This is a genomic window from Variovorax sp. 10N412 (assembly GCF_056394985.1).
In genome coordinates, this window is sequence record NZ_JBFTIO010000001.1 from 171,392 (window position 1) to 188,205 (window position 16,814).

General features: G+C 69.3%; 13 protein-coding genes. 8 read left to right on the forward strand and 5 right to left on the reverse strand.

The features are described 5' to 3' along the window. Window positions 1-10: 10 nt before the first annotated feature. Together AC1DJH_RS00840 and AC1DJH_RS00845 are read right to left on the reverse strand one after the other, a co-directional pair. A complete protein-coding gene (locus AC1DJH_RS00840; RefSeq protein ID WP_478184374.1) occupies window positions 11-1,132 on the reverse strand; it encodes a DUF4272 domain-containing protein in 1,122 nt (373 codons plus the stop codon). 51 nt (window positions 1,133-1,183) lie between these two features. Continuing rightward, window positions 1,184-2,719, reverse strand: a complete 1,536-nt coding sequence (locus AC1DJH_RS00845; RefSeq protein WP_478184375.1) for a sigma-54 interaction domain-containing protein — start codon at window positions 2,717-2,719, stop codon at window positions 1,184-1,186. Window positions 2,720-2,827: 108 nt separating this feature from the next. Between AC1DJH_RS00845 and AC1DJH_RS00850 the strand changes: the two genes are divergently transcribed. From AC1DJH_RS00850 to AC1DJH_RS00870, 5 genes are all read left to right on the forward strand, one after another. Beyond that, complete coding sequence (locus AC1DJH_RS00850; RefSeq protein WP_478184376.1) at window positions 2,828-4,027, forward strand: cation:proton antiporter; 1,200 nt, start codon at window positions 2,828-2,830, stop codon at window positions 4,025-4,027. An 85-nt stretch (window positions 4,028-4,112) separates the two neighbouring features. Further along, window positions 4,113-4,817 carry a TetR/AcrR family transcriptional regulator gene (locus tag AC1DJH_RS00855; protein WP_478184377.1) on the forward strand — a complete coding sequence of 235 codons (705 nt, stop codon included), beginning with the start codon at window positions 4,113-4,115 and terminating at the stop codon, window positions 4,815-4,817. Then, on the forward strand, window positions 4,814-6,343 hold the full coding sequence (locus AC1DJH_RS00860) for an efflux transporter outer membrane subunit (protein ID WP_478184378.1): 1,530 nt from the start codon (window positions 4,814-4,816) through the stop codon (window positions 6,341-6,343). Before AC1DJH_RS00855 ends, AC1DJH_RS00860 begins: the two co-directional genes overlap by 4 nt. Further along, the gene (locus AC1DJH_RS00865; RefSeq protein ID WP_478184379.1) at window positions 6,340-7,593 is read left to right on the forward strand and encodes an efflux RND transporter periplasmic adaptor subunit; all 1,254 of its coding nucleotides are present in this window, start codon (window positions 6,340-6,342) and stop codon (window positions 7,591-7,593) included. Before AC1DJH_RS00860 ends, AC1DJH_RS00865 begins: the two co-directional genes overlap by 4 nt. Before the next feature lie 18 nt (window positions 7,594-7,611). Further along, a complete protein-coding gene (locus AC1DJH_RS00870) occupies window positions 7,612-10,758 on the forward strand; it encodes an efflux RND transporter permease subunit (protein WP_472119323.1) in 3,147 nt (1,048 codons plus the stop codon). A gap of 99 nt (window positions 10,759-10,857) precedes the next feature. On the opposite strand, the gene AC1DJH_RS00875 is transcribed toward AC1DJH_RS00870, so the two are convergent. The 3 genes from AC1DJH_RS00875 to AC1DJH_RS00885 all read right to left on the reverse strand — a co-directional run bounded on the left by AC1DJH_RS00875 (window position 10,858) and on the right by AC1DJH_RS00885 (window position 14,082). After that, window positions 10,858-12,381: a tripartite tricarboxylate transporter permease gene (locus AC1DJH_RS00875; RefSeq protein WP_478184380.1), complete on the reverse strand. Its 1,524-nt coding sequence runs from the start codon at window positions 12,379-12,381 to the stop codon at window positions 10,858-10,860. A gap of 89 nt (window positions 12,382-12,470) precedes the next feature. Continuing rightward, window positions 12,471-13,022, reverse strand: coding sequence for a tripartite tricarboxylate transporter TctB family protein (locus AC1DJH_RS00880; protein ID WP_472119317.1), 552 nt, complete (start codon window positions 13,020-13,022; stop codon window positions 12,471-12,473). Between the two features lie 100 nt (window positions 13,023-13,122). Then, on the reverse strand, window positions 13,123-14,082 hold the full coding sequence (locus tag AC1DJH_RS00885) for a tripartite tricarboxylate transporter substrate binding protein (protein WP_478184381.1): 960 nt from the start codon (window positions 14,080-14,082) through the stop codon (window positions 13,123-13,125). A 137-nt stretch (window positions 14,083-14,219) separates the two neighbouring features. On the opposite strand from AC1DJH_RS00885, the gene AC1DJH_RS00890 reads away from it, so the two are divergent. From AC1DJH_RS00890 to AC1DJH_RS00900, 3 genes are read left to right on the forward strand one after another with little or no spacing between them, the layout of a single operon-like run. Next, entirely contained in the window at window positions 14,220-14,903 is a 684-nt protein-coding gene (locus AC1DJH_RS00890; RefSeq protein WP_478184382.1) for a response regulator, read from the forward strand. Further along, a complete protein-coding gene (locus AC1DJH_RS00895; protein ID WP_478184383.1) occupies window positions 14,900-16,336 on the forward strand; it encodes a sensor histidine kinase N-terminal domain-containing protein in 1,437 nt (478 codons plus the stop codon). Before AC1DJH_RS00890 ends, AC1DJH_RS00895 begins: the two co-directional genes overlap by 4 nt. A gap of 18 nt (window positions 16,337-16,354) precedes the next feature. Further along, entirely contained in the window at window positions 16,355-16,789 is a 435-nt protein-coding gene (locus AC1DJH_RS00900; protein ID WP_478184384.1) for an RNA-binding S4 domain-containing protein, read from the forward strand. Window positions 16,790-16,814: the final 25 nt, after the last annotated feature.

The window sequence follows — 16,814 nt, forward strand, 5'->3', positions numbered from 1 at the left end:
TTGTCGGGCGTCATGTGGGCGTGTCGATGTCGTCCCAGTCGTGGTCTTCGAAGCGAACCAGCCAGTTCAGCGCGCGATGCCGCTCCAGCACGACGCCGGCGTCGACGCCCGGAGGAGGCGCATCTTCCTTGAGGCGCGCCTGGCGCACGAGCCAGTGCAGCCTGTAGTGCAGGTCCAGCGCATCGAGCAACTCGCCGTCCGGGCGCACCTTCACGGCCCGCATCACGCCGTCCACGTCACCGGCATTCAGCAGCAGGCGCGTGGCCAGCGGCACGTCGCAGATTGCTCCGGGAAACGGCAGTGCATGGACAAGGCCCAAGGCCCACTCGAGCACGAAGAGGCACTCGAAGCGCCAGCCGAACTGCGCCACCGTCGACTCGCCGGGCGCGTCGTCGGAAAGAAAGGCCTGCTCGTCGGGCGACAGGTGCGCCTGCGCGGACGGCAGCCGCCTGAACAGGTCGTCCATGGGCAGCGGCTCGCCGCTCGCGACCGACTCGGCGCGGGCCGATACGGCCAGCAGCGCGAACGCCCTGCCCGCCAGCTCCTGCGGCGTGCGCAGGCGCAACTCGGGCTCCGAAACAAGAGGCGGCAGGTGCTGCGGCACCGGCATGCCGCGCGATGCGAGCAGCGCCTCGGATCGCGCCTTTCGCTGCCATGCCTCGGCGGGATAGGGAATCGCGGCCTCCTGGTCGGGCTCCTCGCCCGCGGCTGAGAGCAACACCCGGCCGTTGGGGTCGCGGATGCCGCCGTCGGGCAGGAACACGATGGCGTTCGCGCGCTCCGCCCATGCAGAAAACGCGTCGAGCTGCGACTCGCCGATGGAGAAACTCAGGTGCTGGCGTACCCGCTGGATGTGTCGCATCACGTGATAGCGGTTGCGCGACATCTCGCCGTTGCCCCTGCTCAGCACATAGCCCACGAAGCCCGAAAGATGCGCCGCAAGCGCCGGATCGGAAAGATCGCGGCGCGCATGCAGCGTGTGCGGGAAGTCGAGCGCCGGCACGTCGGCGCGCGTGCAGTAGGCATTGATCAGCACGCCCTCGCCTTCCTCCGCGTCAGGCGGTGCCGTGGATGCGGCCGGTGCGGCGCCCGAGCCGGCCAGCGCCTTCAGTCGTGTCAGCAAACCCTTCATGGAAATCCTCTCCCTGTCGATCAATATCCGGCCGCCATCGGCCACCGCCAATTACTGGTTCGTCATGCGCTCATACAGCGTCGCCCGCGAAATCCCGAGCAGCCGCGCGGTCGCCAGCTTGTTGCCGCCCGTCGATGCCAGTGCCGCCGCGATCGCCTTGCGCTCCAGCTCGACCACCTGCTGCGCGAGCGGGCGCAGCAGCGCGGCTTCTTCGTCGGCATCGTGCGCGTTCTGCAACACGGCGGGCAGCTCGATCTGCTCCAGCCCTGCTTCGCGCAGGATGCGCTCCAGCTGCGCGGCGTCGATGCGCTGCGAGTCGCTGCGCATGGTCACCTGCTCCAGTACGTTGCGCAGCTCGCGGATGTTGCCGCGCCAGTGCTGGCCGGCGAGCAAGGCGAGCGCGTCGGGCGTGAGCTCGGGCGGGGCCTCGCCGCTGCGCAGCGCCATGTCTTCGCCCAGCGCCTCGACCAGCGCGGGAATGTCGGCGCGCCGGTCACGCAGCGGCGGCACGCGCAGCGGCAGCACGTTGAGCCGGTAGTACAGGTCTTCGCGGAACTGGCCGCGCCGCACCAGCTCGGGCAGGTCGCGCGAGGTGGCGGCGATCACGCGCGCGTCGAAGGGCACGAGCTTGTTGGAGCCCAGCGGCTCGATCTCGCCCTCCTGCAGCGCGCGCAGCAGCTTGGCCTGCAGGCCGAGCGGCATGTCGCCGATTTCGTCGAGGAACAGGCTGCCGCCGTCGGCCAGCTTGAACTTGCCCTCGCGCCCCCTGCGGTCGGCGCCGGTGAAGGCGCCGGGCGCGAAGCCGAAGAACTCGGCCTCCAGCAAGGTGTCGGGCACGGCCGCGATGTTGACGCTGACGAACATGCCCTTGGCCCGCGCCGAAGACGCATGAATGGCGTGGGCAAGCAGCTCCTTGCCGGTGCCGGTCTCGCCCAGCAACAGCACCGGGCTGGTCGATTGCGCGGCGCGGCGCGCATGGCGCTTCACCTCGACCGCCGCGGGACTGCTGCCGATGAAGCTCGCAAAGGTGTACTTGGAACGGCGCTGGCCGTCGGCGGCATGCTGGTAGAGCGGGTTGTTGCGCTGGCTCGCGAGCTCGCGCCGCGCGTCGTCCAGGTCGCGCTGCAGCAGCGCGAACTTGCTGATGAGCGGCTGCAGCGTGGTCTCGGGCTGGTCGAACAGCACGATGCCGATGGCGCCGATGACGTCGCCCGCTCCGCCCTGGGGACCGTCGCTTTCCGCGCGCAGCGGTATGCGGCTGACCACGAAGGTGCCGGCCTTGTTGGTGAGCAGGTCGACCAGTATCGGCTCGCCGGTTTCGAGCACGCGCCGCATCTGCGTGTTGGGAATCACGTCCTCCACCGTGTGCCCCATGAACTGGTCGATGGACGAGAAGCCCAGTGCCGGCAGGAAGCGCCGGTAGCCCTCGTTGACCCACACGATGCGCCCGCCGCGGTCGACCAGGAACATGCCCTGGCTGATGCTGGAGAACAAATGGAACATCGAGCGCGCTGCGAGCGCGAGGATGCCTTCTGCGTCGAGGGGCAAGGCGGGCGGAGCGGTGGGAGCGGCTGGCATGGCGGGCATCGTAGCGCTCCGGCGCGGCTTCTCCTGCCCTTCTACTGCGCCGGCCCCCGCGCTCATGACAAACTCCGGCCGCCCCCTTTGACCTTCAGGCCTCGCGGCCACGACCCCATGAGCACATCCGAGATTTTCCTGATCGCCATGCTGATCATCTTCACTGCGCCCTACCTCGTGTGGCGGCTCGGGCGCACCGAATACTTCGCGCCGCTGGTGGTGGTGCAGATCGTCACCGGCATCGTGCTGGGGCCGGGGGTGCTCGGCGCGGTGTTCCCCGAGTACTACAAGTTCGTCTTCAACGCGCCGGTGATCCAGTCGCTCAATGCCATTGCGCAGTGGGCCGTGATGCTGTTCGTGTGGATCGCGGGCATCGAGCTCGACCTGCGCAAGGCCTGGGAACACCGGCGCGAAAGCGGCGTGACCGCCGGCCTGGCACTCGGCGTGCCGCTGCTCTTCGGCAGCGTGGCCGCGCTGGGCATGCTGGCGTTTCCCGGCTGGATGGGCGCAAAGGCGCAGACCTGGCAGTTCGTGCTGGGCATCGGCATGTCGTGCGCGGTGACGGCGCTGCCCATCCTCATCCTGTTCATGGAGAAGCTGCAGATCCTGCGCCAGCCCATCGGCCAGCGGATATTGCGCTACGCGAGCCTGGACGACATCGCGATCTGGGGCGTGCTGGCACTGATCCTCATGGACTGGGAGCGCGTGGGCAGGCAGCTCGCGTTCCTGGTGCTGTTCGCCGTCGCGAGCGCGGGCTTTCGCTGGCTGATGGTGCGCATTCCGGAGCGCGACCGCTGGTACCTGGGCCTGGTGTGGCTGGCGGCCTGCGGGCTGGGCGCCGACTGGTGCGGGCTGCACTACATGGTGGGCGCATTCATCGCAGGCGCGGTGATGGACGCCGACTGGTTCGACCAGAAGCACCTCGACGGCCTGCGCCACAACGTGCTGCTGGTGGTGATGCCGGTGTTCTTCCTGAGCACCGGGTTGCGCACCAACTGGGAGGTGGGCGGCGCGGCGGTGTTCGTGGCGGCGGGCGTGCTGCTGGTGGCGTCGGTGAGCGGCAAGCTCATCGGCACGCTGCTGGCCGGACGCATCCTGCGCTGGCAGCCGGGCGAAGGCGCGCTGATCGGCTGGCTGCTGCAGACCAAGGCGCTGATCATGATCATCTTTGCCAATGTGCTGCTGGACAAGGCGCTCATCACCAACGAGGCGTTCACGGCCCTGCTGCTGATGGCGGTGGCGAGCACCATGCTCACGGTGCCGGTTGTTGCGCCGCGGCTGCAACGGATGAAAGAGATTGTTTTTCGTACCAGGTAGCCACAGGCGGTGGCCGTCGCCCCGGGCCTTCAGCAGGCCTTAAGTAAATCAATCGTTTGATTTCATGCGTGGTTTAATGCCACGCATGAACGCGAGCGAACCCCTCCTACCCGGCCCCCAGGCCCCGCGCCGCGCACCGCGCGCCGACGGGGCCGAGGCACGCCACCGCTTGCTGCACACGGCGCTGCGGCTCTTCGCGCAGAAGGGCTTCGCCAAGACGTCGACCCGCGAGATTGCGCGCGAGGCCGAGGTCAACATCTCGGCCATCAGCTACTACTTCGGCGACAAGGACGGGCTGTACGCCGCCACCTTCAGCGAGCCGATGGGCGGCGACGCGAACGACCTGGTGGCCGCCTGCAAGGTGCCGGGCCAGCCGCTCGAGGACACGCTGCGCATCTGCATGGTGTCGATGATCGACCCGCTCAAGCAGGGCGAGATCGTGCGGCAATGCATCCAGCTGCACATGCGCGAGATGCTGGAGCCGACCAGCCGCTGGGCCGAAGAACTCGACCGCGAGATCAAGGGCCCGCACCGCGCCATTGCCGAGCTGCTGTGCCGCCACCTAGAGGTGGACCGCGCGGACGACGACATCCACCGCCTGACCTTCGCGATCACCGGGCTGTCGATGCAGCTCTACGTGAGCCAGGACTTCATCGAGGCGCTTCGCCCTTCGCTGCTGCGCACGCCGCGCGCCATCGACACCTGGGCCGACCGCCTCACGGGCTATGCGCTGGCGCTGGTGGACGCCGAAGCGGCCCGCCGCCGCGCCGAGAGAAAGCACAACAAATGAGAAGACTCCGACTGAAACTGATCGCCACCCTCTTCCTGCCGCTGAGCCTGGGCTTGGCGGGTTGCTCGCTGACGCGCCCGCCCGCGCAGGTGGACGCGCCCTTCCCCGCGCAATGGAACGCCCCGCTGCCGCACGGCGGGTCGCTCGCGTCGCTGGCCGACTGGTGGCGCCAGCTCGACGACCCCTTGCTGGTGGAGCTGATCGCCGCCGCCGAGGCCGCGAGCCCCAACGTGGCGAGCGCCGCGGCGCGCGTGGCCGAGGCGCGCTCCGCGCGCGTGCAGGCCGGCGCGGCGCTGCTGCCGAGCCTGGACGGCACGGTGTCGGCCAGCCGCGGCACCTCGGGCTTTTCTTCGGGTGCGCCGAGCTCGGGCAGCAGCGGGAGCAGTGCCGGCAGCAGCGAGCTGTCGGCCAGCACGCCCGTCACCACGCTGCAGGCAGGCCTGCAGTCCAAGTGGGAGGTCGACCTGTTCGGCCGCCTGCGCGCCGACCGCGACGCCGCGCAGGCCAAGCAGGACAGCGCCAACGCCAAGTGGCACGACGCCCGCGTGGCGGTGGCCGCCGAAACGGCCAATGCCTATTTCGCAGAGCGCGCCTGCCAGGAGCAACTGCGTGTGTCCGAGTCGGACGCGCGCTCCCGCTCGGAGACATCGCGCCTGACCGAGCTGTCGGCGAAGGCGGGCTTCACCGCACCGGCCGACGCCGCGCTGGCCCGCGCCAGCGCATCGGACGCGTCCGGCCGCCTGACACAGCAGCGTGCGCAGTGCGCGGTACAGCGCAAGGCGCTGGTCGCCCTCAGCGGCATCGATGAACCCACGCTCGCGCAGAAGCTCGCGGCCTCGCCCACGCAGCGCGTGCTGCCGGCCGTGGGCAGCATCGCCAGCGTGCCGGCCGAGGCGATCTCGCAACGTCCGGACGTGTACGCGGCCGAACTCGGCGTGGCCTCGGCCAGCGCCGACGTGGGCTCTGCCGAGGCCGAGCGTTATCCCAAGCTCACGGTGTCGGGCAACATCGGCCGCTCGCAACTGCGCGTGAGCGGGTTCCGCCAGTCGCTCGAGACCTGGACCGTGGGCCCCGTGTCGCTGACCGTGCCGCTGCTCGACGGCGGCGCGCGCCAGGCCAACACCGACGCGGCCAAGGCGCGCTACACCGAGGCCGTGTCGCTCTACCGCGCGAACGTGCGCCAGGCGGTGCGCGAGGTGGAAGAAGCGCTCGTGAACCTCGACGCCACCGACGCCCGCACCACCGACGCCGACAGCGCGGTGCAGAACTACCAGGCCTCCTTCGACGCCACGCAGGCCCGCTACAGCAGCGGCCTGGCGAGCCTGTTCGAGCTGGAGGACTCGCGCCGCACGCTGTTCACCGCGCAGACGGCGCGCGTCTCGCTGCAGCGCGAGCGCACCGAGGCCTGGGTGGCGCTGTACCGCTCGATGGGCGGCGGCTGGAACCGCACCGCCTCCGCATCCCCCTCTTCCGAATCGTCCTCAATGACCACCCCACCGGCCGCCAAGGTCGCGACGTCGCCATGAAAACAATGAAGCGTTCCACCCTCGTCATCGCGCTGCTGGCGCTGGTCATCGTCGTCGCCGGCGCCTTCTTCGTCATGCGCAAACCGTCCGACAAGGCGAGCGAGCCGACGGCCGCCGCCAAGGACGGCGCGAATGCGCCCAAGCCCGCGCTCACCGTCACCGTCGCCAGGCCCGAAACCACCGAGCTCATGCTCACGCTCGCGGCCAACGGCAACGTGGCCGCCTGGCAGGAGGCCGTGGTCGGCTCCGAATCGAACGGGCTGAAGCTTGCCGAAGTGCGCGTGAACGTGGGCGACGTGGTCAAGAAGGGCCAGGTGCTGGCCGTGTTCTCGCCGGAGACGGTGCGCGCCGACATCGCGCAGAGTCGCGCCTCGCTGGCCGAGGCCCGCGCCACCGCGGCCGACGCCGCCGGCAACGCCGCGCGCGCCCGCACGCTGCAGGCCACCGGCGCGCTGAGCCAGCAGCAGATCAACCAGTACCAGACCACCGAGCAGACCGCCAAGGCGCGCGTCGAGGCGGCCGAGGCCGTGCTGGCCGCGCAGGAAGTGCGCGGGCGCAACACGCAGGTGCTGGCGCCCGACGACGGCGTGATCTCCGCGCGCACCGCCACGGTCGGCAGCGTGGTCGCCGCAGGCACCGAGCTGTTCCGGCTGATCCGCCAGGGCCGGCTCGAATGGCGCGCCGAAGTGACCTCGGCCGAACTGAGCCGCATCGCCGTCGGCACGCCCGCCTTCGTGGTGAGCGCCAGCGGCGCGCAGGTGCGCGGCAAGGTGCGCAGCATCGCGCCCACGGTCGACCCGCAGACGCGCGCGGCGCTGGTGTATGTCGACCTGCCCGCGGTGCAGCAGAACACCGGCATCAAGGCCGGCATGTTCGCGCGCGGCGACTTCGAGCTCGGCCGCAGCGCGGCGCCCACCGTGCCGCAGAGCGCCATCGTGCCGCGCGACGGCTTCAACAACGTTTTCCTGCTCAAGCCCGACAACAAGGTGATGCAGCTGAAGGTGCAGGTCGGCCGCCGGCTGAACGACCGCATCGAGATCACCAGTGCGCTGCCCGAAGGCGCGCAGGTGGTGGTGCAAGGCGCGGGCTTCCTCAACGACGGCGACCTGGTGCGCGTGGTGGAGGCGCCCGCTCAGCCCGCTCAGCCCGCTCAGCCCGCTCAGCCCGCTCAGTCCGCGCAGCCCGCTCAGTCCGCGCAGCCCGCCCGGCCGGCCGCCTCTGCCGCGGCTTCCGCCGCCGCGGCCAAGTAACCCCTCAAGGAACACGCCATGAACGTTTCCGCCTGGTCCATACGCAACCCGATTCCGGCGGTGATGCTGTTCGTGCTGCTCACCTTCGGTGGGCTGCTGTCGTTCAACGCGATGAAGGTGCAGAACTTTCCGGACATCGACCTGCCGACCGTCACGGTCTCGGCGTCGCTGCCCGGCGCCGCCCCTTCGCAGCTGGAGACCGACGTCGCGCGCAAGCTCGAGAACTCCATCGCCACCGTGCAGGGCCTGAAGCACATCACCACCAAGGTGCAGGACGGCGCCGCCACCCTCATCGTCGAGTTCCGCCTCGAAAAACCCGTGCAGGAAGCCGTGGACGACGTGCGCTCCGCGGTGCAGCGCGTGCGCGCCGACCTGCCGGCGGACGTGCGCGACCCGGTCGTCACCAAGCTCGACCTGGCGGGCCAGCCGGTGCTGGCCTTCACCATCGCGTCGTCGCAGATGGACGACGAGGCGCTCAGCTGGTACGTGGACAACGACATCACCAAGAAGCTGCTCGCGCTGCCCGGCGTGGGCGCGGTCAACCGCGTGGGCGGTGCGACGCGGCAGGTGCACGTGGACCTCGATCCGGTCAAGCTGCAGGCGCTGGGCGCCTCGGCCGGCGACATCTCGCGCCAGCTGCGCCAGGTGCAGACCGAAAGCGCGGGCGGCCGCTTCGACCTGGGCGGCAGCGAGCAGCCGGTGCGCACGCTGGCCACGGTGCAGTCGGCCGACCAGCTGGCCGACATGCAGATCGCGCTGAGCGACGGGCGCCGCATCCGGCTCGACCAGGTGGCGCGCATCAGCGACACCATTGCCGAGCCGCGCGCGGGCGCGCTGCTCAACGGCAAGCCGGTGGTCGGCTTCGAGGTGGCACGCAGCCGCGGCGCCAGCGAGGTGGAAGTGGGCCACGCGGTGCAGAAGGCGCTGGCCGACCTGCGCGTGCAGCGCCCCGACATCGAGCTGACCGAGGCCTTCAACTTCGTCGACCCGGTGGAAGAGGAATACAACGGCTCGCTGCACCTGCTGTACGAAGGCGCCATCCTGGCGGTGATCGTGGTGTGGCTCTTTCTGCGCGACTGGCGCGCCACCTTCGTGTCGGCCGTCGCGCTGCCGATGTCGGTGATTCCGGCCTTCATCGGCATGCATCTGCTGGGCTTCTCGGTCAACGTGATCTCGCTGCTGGCGCTGTCGCTGGTGGTGGGCATATTGGTGGACGACGCGATCGTGGAGGTCGAGAACATCGTGCGCCACCTGCGCATGGGCAAGTCGCCCTACCAGGCGGCCATGGAAGCGGCCGACGAGATCGGGCTGGCGGTGATCGCCACCACCTTCACGCTGATTGCGGTGTTCCTGCCCACGGCCTTCATGAGCGGCGTGGCCGGCAAGTTCTTCAAGCAGTTCGGCTGGACGGCCTCGCTCGCGGTGTTCGCCTCGCTGGTGGTGGCGCGGGTGCTCACGCCCATGATGGCGGCCTACATCCTCAAGCCCATCGTCACGCAGGAAACCGAGCCCGGCTGGATGCGCTGGTACATGCGCGCGGTGACCTGGAGCACCCACAACCGCTTCAAGACGATGGTGATGGCCACCGTCTTCTTCATCGGTTCGCTGGCGATGATTCCGCTGCTCAAGACCGGCTTCATTCCGCCGGACGACAACTCGCAGACGCAGATCTACCTGTCGCTCGCGCCCGGCTCCACGCTGGCGCAGACCACGGCCGCGGCCGAGGAAACGCGGCGGCGCGTGATGCAGATCGCGCATGTGAAGAGCGTCTACACCACGGTGGCGGGCGGTAGCGCGGGCGGCGACCCGTTCGCGAGTTTCGGCACGCCCGAGACGCGCAAGGCCACGCTGACCATCAAGCTCGACCCGCGCGGCGACCGGCCGCGCAAGCAGGTGATCGAGAACCAGATCCGCACCGCGCTGGAAACGCTGCCCGGCGTGCGCAGCACGGTGGGCCTGGGCGGCTCCGGCGAGAAGTACATCCTGGCGCTGACCGGCGAGGACCCGGTGGCGCTGGCCTCGGCCGCCAGCGCGGTCGAGAAGGATCTGCGCACCATTCCCGGCCTGGGCAACATCACGTCCACCGCGAGCCTGATCCGCCCCGAGATCGCCGTGCGCCCCGACTTCGCGCGCGCCGCCGACCTGGGCGTGACCAGCTCGGCCATTGCCGAGACATTGCGCGTGGCCACGCTCGGCGACTACGACCAGTCGCTCGCCAAGCTCAACCTGGCGCAGCGGCAGGTGCCGATCGTGGTGAAGCTGGAAGACTCGGCGCGCCAGGACATCGACCTGCTCGGGCGCCTGTCGGTGCCCAGCGCGCGCGGGCCGGTGATGCTGAACCAGGTGGCCTCGCTCAGCATGGAAGGCGGCCCGGCGGTAATCGACCGCTACGACCGCTCGCGCAACGTGAACTTCGAGATCGAGCTGTCGGGCGTGGGCCTGGGCGACGCCAAGGCGGCGGTGACCAAGCTGCCTTCGATCGTGAAGCTGCCGGCCGGCGTGCGCGTCACCGAAGTGGGCGACGCCGAGGTGATGACCGAGCTGTTCGCGAGCTTCGGCCTGGCGATGCTGACGGGCGTGCTGTGCATCTACATCGTGCTGGTGCTGCTGTTCAAGGACTTCCTGCACCCGGTGACGATCCTGTGCGCGCTGCCGCTGGCACTGGGCGGTGCGTTCGTAGGCCTGTTGATCGGGCAGAAGGCGTTGTCGATGCCCTCGCTGATCGGGCTCATCATGCTGATGGGCATTGCCACGAAGAACTCCATTCTTCTGGTGGAGTACGCCATCGTGGCGCGCCGCGACCACGGCATGAGCCGCTGGGACGCGCTGCGCGACGCCTGCCACAAGCGTGCGCGGCCCATCATCATGACCACGCTGGCCATGGGCGCAGGCATGCTGCCGATCGCGGTCGGCTTCGGCGCGGCCGATTCGAGCTTCCGCTCGCCGATGGCGATGGCGGTGATCGGCGGGCTGATCACCTCCACCGTGCTGAGCCTGCTGGTGGTGCCGGCGGTGTTCACCTACATCGACGACATCGAGCACTGGATTCGGCGCACCGTGCGCAAGCTGCGGGGACAGCCGGCGGATCCGCATCTGGACGACGACCTGGCCGAGACGCCACCGCCCGCGCACGCGGCGGGCCACGCCAAGCAAGCCGGCCTGTAGCGCAGGTCGGGCATGCAGGGCACGCGAGCAAAGCGGCGCCCGAAAACGAAAAAACCGGATGCTGGCGGCATCCGGTTTTTTTTTAGAGCGCGAGAAAGGTCAGGCGTCCAGTTGCGCCAGCCGCTTCAGCTTGCGTTCGCTCATGCGCTTGGCCAGGCGCGGCAGCACCAGCACGGCCACCACGATCACCACCAGCGTGATCGACATCGGACGCTGGAAGAACACCGCGGCGCTGCCCTCGCCGATCGACATGGCGTTGCGCAGTTGCGCTTCGGCCAGCGGGCCGAGGATCATGCCGACCACCACGGGGGCGGTCGGAAAGTCGAAGCGCCGCATCACCACGCCCAGCAGGCCGATGGCGTAGAGCAGGAACAGGTCGAAGGCGCTCTGGCGCATGCCGTAGGCGCCCACCGTCGCGAAGATCAGGATGCCGGCGTAGAGCTGGGGCTTCGGAATCTTCAGCAGCTTGACCCACAGCCCCACCATTGGCAGGTTCAGCACCAGCAGCATCACGTTGCCGATGTACAGCGACGCGATGAGCGCCCACACCAGCGCGGCCGAGGTGGTGAACAGCTGCGGGCCCGGCTGGATGCCGTAGTTCTGGAACGCGCCCAGCAGGATGGCCGTGGTGTTCGACGTGGGAATGCCCAGCGTGAGCAGCGGAATCAGCGCGGCCGTCACCGTGGCGTTGTTGGCGGCTTCGGGGCCGGCCACGCCTTCGATGGCGCCGGTGGTGCCGAACTCGGCCTTGGCGTCCTTGTCCTTGGCGAGCTTCTTTTCCATTGCATAGCTCAGGAAGGTCGGAATCTCGGTGCCGCCGGCCGGGATGCAGCCGAAGGGCGTGCCGATCGCGGTGCCGCGCAGCCACGCCGGAATGGAGCGCTTCCAGTCGCGCTTGGTCATGTGCACGCGGCTGAGCTTGTTCTGGCCCTCGGTGACCTTGCCTTCGTAGAGCACGGCGTAGAGCACTTCGGCCACCGCGAACAGGCCGACCGCGACCAGCACGATCTCGATGCCGTCGAGCAGCTCGGGCACGCCGCCGGTGTAGCGGCCCTGGCCCGAGATCTGGTCGAGGCCGACGCAGCCGGCCGCAAGGCCGACGAACAATGCCGTCATGCCGCGCAATGTGCTCTTGCCGAGCACCGCGCTCACGGTGGTGAAGGCCAGCAGCATCAGCAGGAAGTACTCGGGCGGGCCGAGCTTGACCGCGAACTCCGCCACGAAGGGCGCGAACAGCGTGACGATGACGGTGGCGATGGTGCCGGCCACGAAGGAACCGATGGCCGCGGTGGCGAGCGCCGCGCCCGCCCTGCCGCTCTTGGCCATCTTGTTGCCCTCCATCGCCGTCACCATGCTGGCGGTTTCGCCGGGCGTGTTGAGCAGGATGGACGTGGTCGAGCCGCCGTACATGGCGCCGTAGTAGATGCCCGAGAAGAAGATCATCGAGGCCGTGATGTCAACCTTGCCGGTGATGGGCAGCAGCATGGCCACCGCCACGGCCGGGCCGATGCCGGGCAGCACGCCCACGGCCGTGCCCAGGGCACAGCCGACCAGGCACCAGAGCAGATTGATCGGGGTGATCGCCGTGGCGAAGCCCGCCATCAGTGCATTGAAGATTTCCATGTCAGGCCTCCCGCCGGGCCGTCCCAAGGGAGGCCTGCGCCCCCACGGGGGGCAGTGAATACACGAAGTGATGAGCGTGGGGGTTCATATCAAAGCCACCCGGTCGATGTGAGGCCCGGCAGGCTGATGGCCAGGAACTGCGTGAACATCCAGAACACCGGAGCGGCGATGAGCACGCCGGTGACGAAGTCGATGGCGAAGGTGCGCGGCGAATTCACGCCGGCCTGCCCGCTCGCGCGGCGCAGCCCCTGCACGGCCAGCACGTAGCACAGCGTGCAGCTGAGGATGAAGCCCAGCGTGGTGATCAGCGCCGCATTGAGCAGCAGGCCAGCCGAGACCCAGATGAAGCCGGGCCAGTAGGCGCGGTCGGCACCGGTGGGCGCGTCGAGCTCGCGAAAGCCGCCGGTGCGCGCTTCCCAGAGGATCCAGGCGCCGCAGAGCACGAGCACCACGGACACCATCCAGGGCAGGAAGTTGGGGCCGACGCCGCCGTAGCCGGCTTCGGAAGAAATGCCGATGGCGCCGAAGGCCAGCGCGAGGCCGGTCAGCAGGACGCCCGCGCCGACGAGGGTTTGCGGCCATACAGCCGCCGCTTGAGCCGCTGTGTCTGGCGGCGAGACCGAGGGTTCTGGAGTTGTCATTTTTTGCGCCCGGAATGTGGAGCTGGATTTGAAAACGGCACGCTGTCGTCTCTTGCGAGGACAGCGTGCCATTCGGCAGGCATGTGGCGCGCCGTGCGCTTCAGACCATGCCGGACTTGGTCATGATGGCCCTGAGGCTGGCGAAGTCGTCGTCCACGAACTTGGCGAACGCATCGCCCGACAGCACGGCCGGCGTCCATTCATTCTTCTTGAGCGACTCTGCCCACGACGCGCTCTTGAGCGCGGCCAGCACCATGTCGGTGAGTGCCTTGCGCTGCTCGGTCGAGATGCCGGGGGCGCCGTACACGCCGCGCCAGTTGCCGATTTCGACGTCGATGCCCTGTTCCTTGAGCGTGGGCACGTTGATGCCCGGCAGGCGCTGGGCCGAGGTGACGGCAATGGCCTTCATCTTGCCGGCGGCGATGTATTCGGCGAACTCGCTGTAGCCGCTGCCGCCGATGGTGACGTTGCCGCCCAGGATGGCGGCGGTGGCCTCGCCGCCTCCGCGGAAGGCCACGTAGTTGATCTTGGACGGGTCCGCGCCCACCTTCTGCGCGATCATCGCCGCGGCGATGTGCTCGGTGGAGCCGCGCGAACCGCCGCCCCACTTGACGCTGCCCGGGTCCTTCTTGAGCTGGTCGACCACGTCCTTCATGGTCTTGAACGGCGAATTGGACGGCAGCACGAACACGTTGTATTCGGTGGTCAGGCGCGCGATGGGCGTGGCCTGCTCGAGCTTGACCGGCGGCTTGCCGGTGATGATGCCGCCCAGCATGACCGAGCCCATGACCATCAGCGCGTTGGCGTCGGCCTTGGAGCCGTTGACGAACTGCGCCAGGCCCAGTGCGCCGGCAGCGCCGCCCTTGTTGTCGTAGGTGACGGTGTCGGCCACCTTGGCGTCGCTCAGTGCCTTGCCCAGCGCACGGCCGGTGGTGTCCCAGCCGCCGCCCGGGTTGGCGGGGATCATCATCTTGACGTTGGCAGCGGCCCGGGCCGACAGTGGCAGGGCGCCGGCGGCGGCCAGCGCGGCCAAGGACTTCAGAAAGGTATCGCGACGCATTGTGGTGTCTCCTGAAAACGGGAAGGAACTTGAAAGGAACCTGACTTGAACCTGAGCGCTATCATGCGCCGCCCCGCTGTCAGTTGGCTGTCCGCCAGACTGGGGAAAACACCGAAGCAATCACCCCGCTGTCCCGTATGAAGCTGCTGCTGGTCGAAGACGACCCCTCGATGCAAATCACCCTGCAGCGCACCCTCGGGCGCCGGCGCATCGACGTGCGCGTCTGCGGCGACGGCGCGCAGGCCGTGGCCCAGTGGCACGCCCTGGAGCCCGACGTGGTGGCGCTCGACCTGAGCCTGCCCAACCTCGACGGCCTGCAGGTGCTGGCGCAGGCCCGCGCCGAAGGCCTGCGCACGCCGGTGCTGCTGCTGACGGCGCGCGGCACGGTGGGCGACCGCATCATGGGCCTGAACGCGGGCGCCGACGACTACCTGCCCAAGCCCTTCGACCTGGACGAGCTGGAGGCCCGCATCCGCGCGCTGCGCCGGCGCAGCCACGGCGTCACCGGGCAGGACGCAGGCCTGAACCCGCAGGAGATCGGCGGGCTGCGCTTCGAGCCCGACAACGGCGCCATCTACAACCGGGCCGAGCTGCTGGAACTCACGCCGCGCGAGCTGGCGCTGCTGAAGGCGCTGATGATGAAGCCGGGCCACGCCGTGACCAAGGAGCGCCTGTTCGAACTGGTGTTCCCGGGCGAAGCCGACGTGCAGTACGAGGCCATCGAGGTGGTGGTGTACCGGCTGCGCAAGAAGCTCGCGGGCACGGGCGCGGTGCTGATGACCATGCGCGGGCTGGGCTACCTGCTGCGTCCGGACACATGACCCGGGTCTCTTCGCTTCGTGCGCGGCTGCTGCTCGGCATCCTCGCGCCGATTGCGTTGTTCATCGTGATCAACAGCGTGAGCGTGTACCGCCAGAGCCTGGCGGCGGCCACCACGGCCTACGATCGCACGCTGCTGGCCTCGGCCAAGACCATCGGCGAGCAGCTCGACGTGGAAGGCTACGACGATCTGGCGCAGCTGCGCGCCATCGTGCCCTACTCCGCACTGGAGGCCTTCGAGGCCGACAACCGCAGCCGGCTGTTCTACCGGGTGTCGGCGCTCGACGGCGAAATGATCTCGGGCTTTGCCGAGCTGCCCTTCTGGCGCGGCCGCATTCCCGACCGCAGCGCCTACGCGGCGCTGGTCGACTTCTACGACGCGCAGTTTCGCAACCAGCCGGTGCGCGTGGCGGTGTTGCTGCAGCCCGTGGCGAGCGCGCGGGGGCGCGGCATGGCGGTGGTGCAGGTGGCCGAAACGCTGGAGCTGCGCGAGACGCTGGCGCGCAAGCTGCTGGTCGACATGCTGTGGCGCCAGCTGCTGCTGATGGGCGTGATCGCGCTGGCGACCGTGTTCGTGGTGCAGCGCGCCACCCGGCCGGTGCGCGAGCTGGGCGAGGCCATCGAACGGCGCCAGGCGGACGACCTGACGCCCATCGACGCGCCTGACGCGCCGCGCGAACTGCGTCCGCTGATCGACGCCACCACGCAGGTCATGGGCCGGCTGCAGCGCCTGCTCGACCACCAGAAACGCTTCGTGCGCGACAGCGCCCACCAGCTGCGCACGCCGCTGGCGGTACTGAAGGTGCAGGTGCAGTCGGCGCAACGCGGCGACGTGGCGCCCGAGCAGGCGCTCGGCGAAATCAGCCAGACGGTGGAACGCGCGACGGCGCTGGCCAACCAGATGCTGTCGCTCGCCAAGGTCGAGCAATTGCGCCAGCAGCCGGAGTCGGTCACGCTGGACTTCGGCGAGGTGGTGCGCGGCATCGCGCTCGACCTGTCGCCGCTGGTGGCGGACAGGGCGCTCGACTTCGAGCTGGCCATCGACGGGCCGGTGCCCGTTCAGGCCCACCAGTGGATGCTGCAGGAGCTCACGCGCAACCTGCTGCACAACGCGATCAAGCTGAGCCCGGTGGGCGCGGCGCTGTCGGTGTCGGTGCGGCCCGAGGGCGCGCAAGCCGTGCTCACGGTGCGCGACAGCGGCCCCGGCATTTCGCCCGAACTGCGCCAGCGCCTCTTCGCGCCCTTCTCGGCGGGCAGCGCGTCGAGCGGGTCCGGGCTGGGCCTGGCGATCTGCCGCGAGATCGTGCTGGCGCTGGGCGGGCGCATCGCGCTGGACAACCGCAAGGCCGGGGTGCCGGCCATGCAGGACGGCGCCGCACAGGTCATCGGGCTGGACGCCGTCGTACATCTCCCCTTGTCGCGGCACAATTCCTGATATTCACTCCCGATATCCATGGAACGTCTGCGCATCGATAAATGGCTCTGGTCCGCCCGCTTCTTCAAGACGCGCTCGCTGGCCGCGGAGGAAATCGGCAAGAACCGCGTGCAGGTGAACGGCGACGTCGCCAAGGCCTCGCGCGAGGTCAAGTCCGGCGACACGGTTTCCATGCGCATGGGCCCGCTGACGCGGACCGTCACCGTGCGCGGTGTCAGCGGCCAGCGCGGGCCGGCGCCTGTTGCCCAACTGCTCTACGAGGAAACGCAGGAGAGCCTGGCGGCGCAGGCGAACTTTCGTGAACTGCGCCGCGCCGGCACCGAGCCGGCACTGGCCATCGAACAGGGCCGCCCGACCAAGCGCGACCGGCGCGATCTCGACGGCGCGGTGCGCCATGCCGAGTGGGACAACCGCTGGAGCGCCTCGCTGGACACGGACGACGACGAGCGCTGATCGCTTAGGCTGTGGGCTTCCTTCG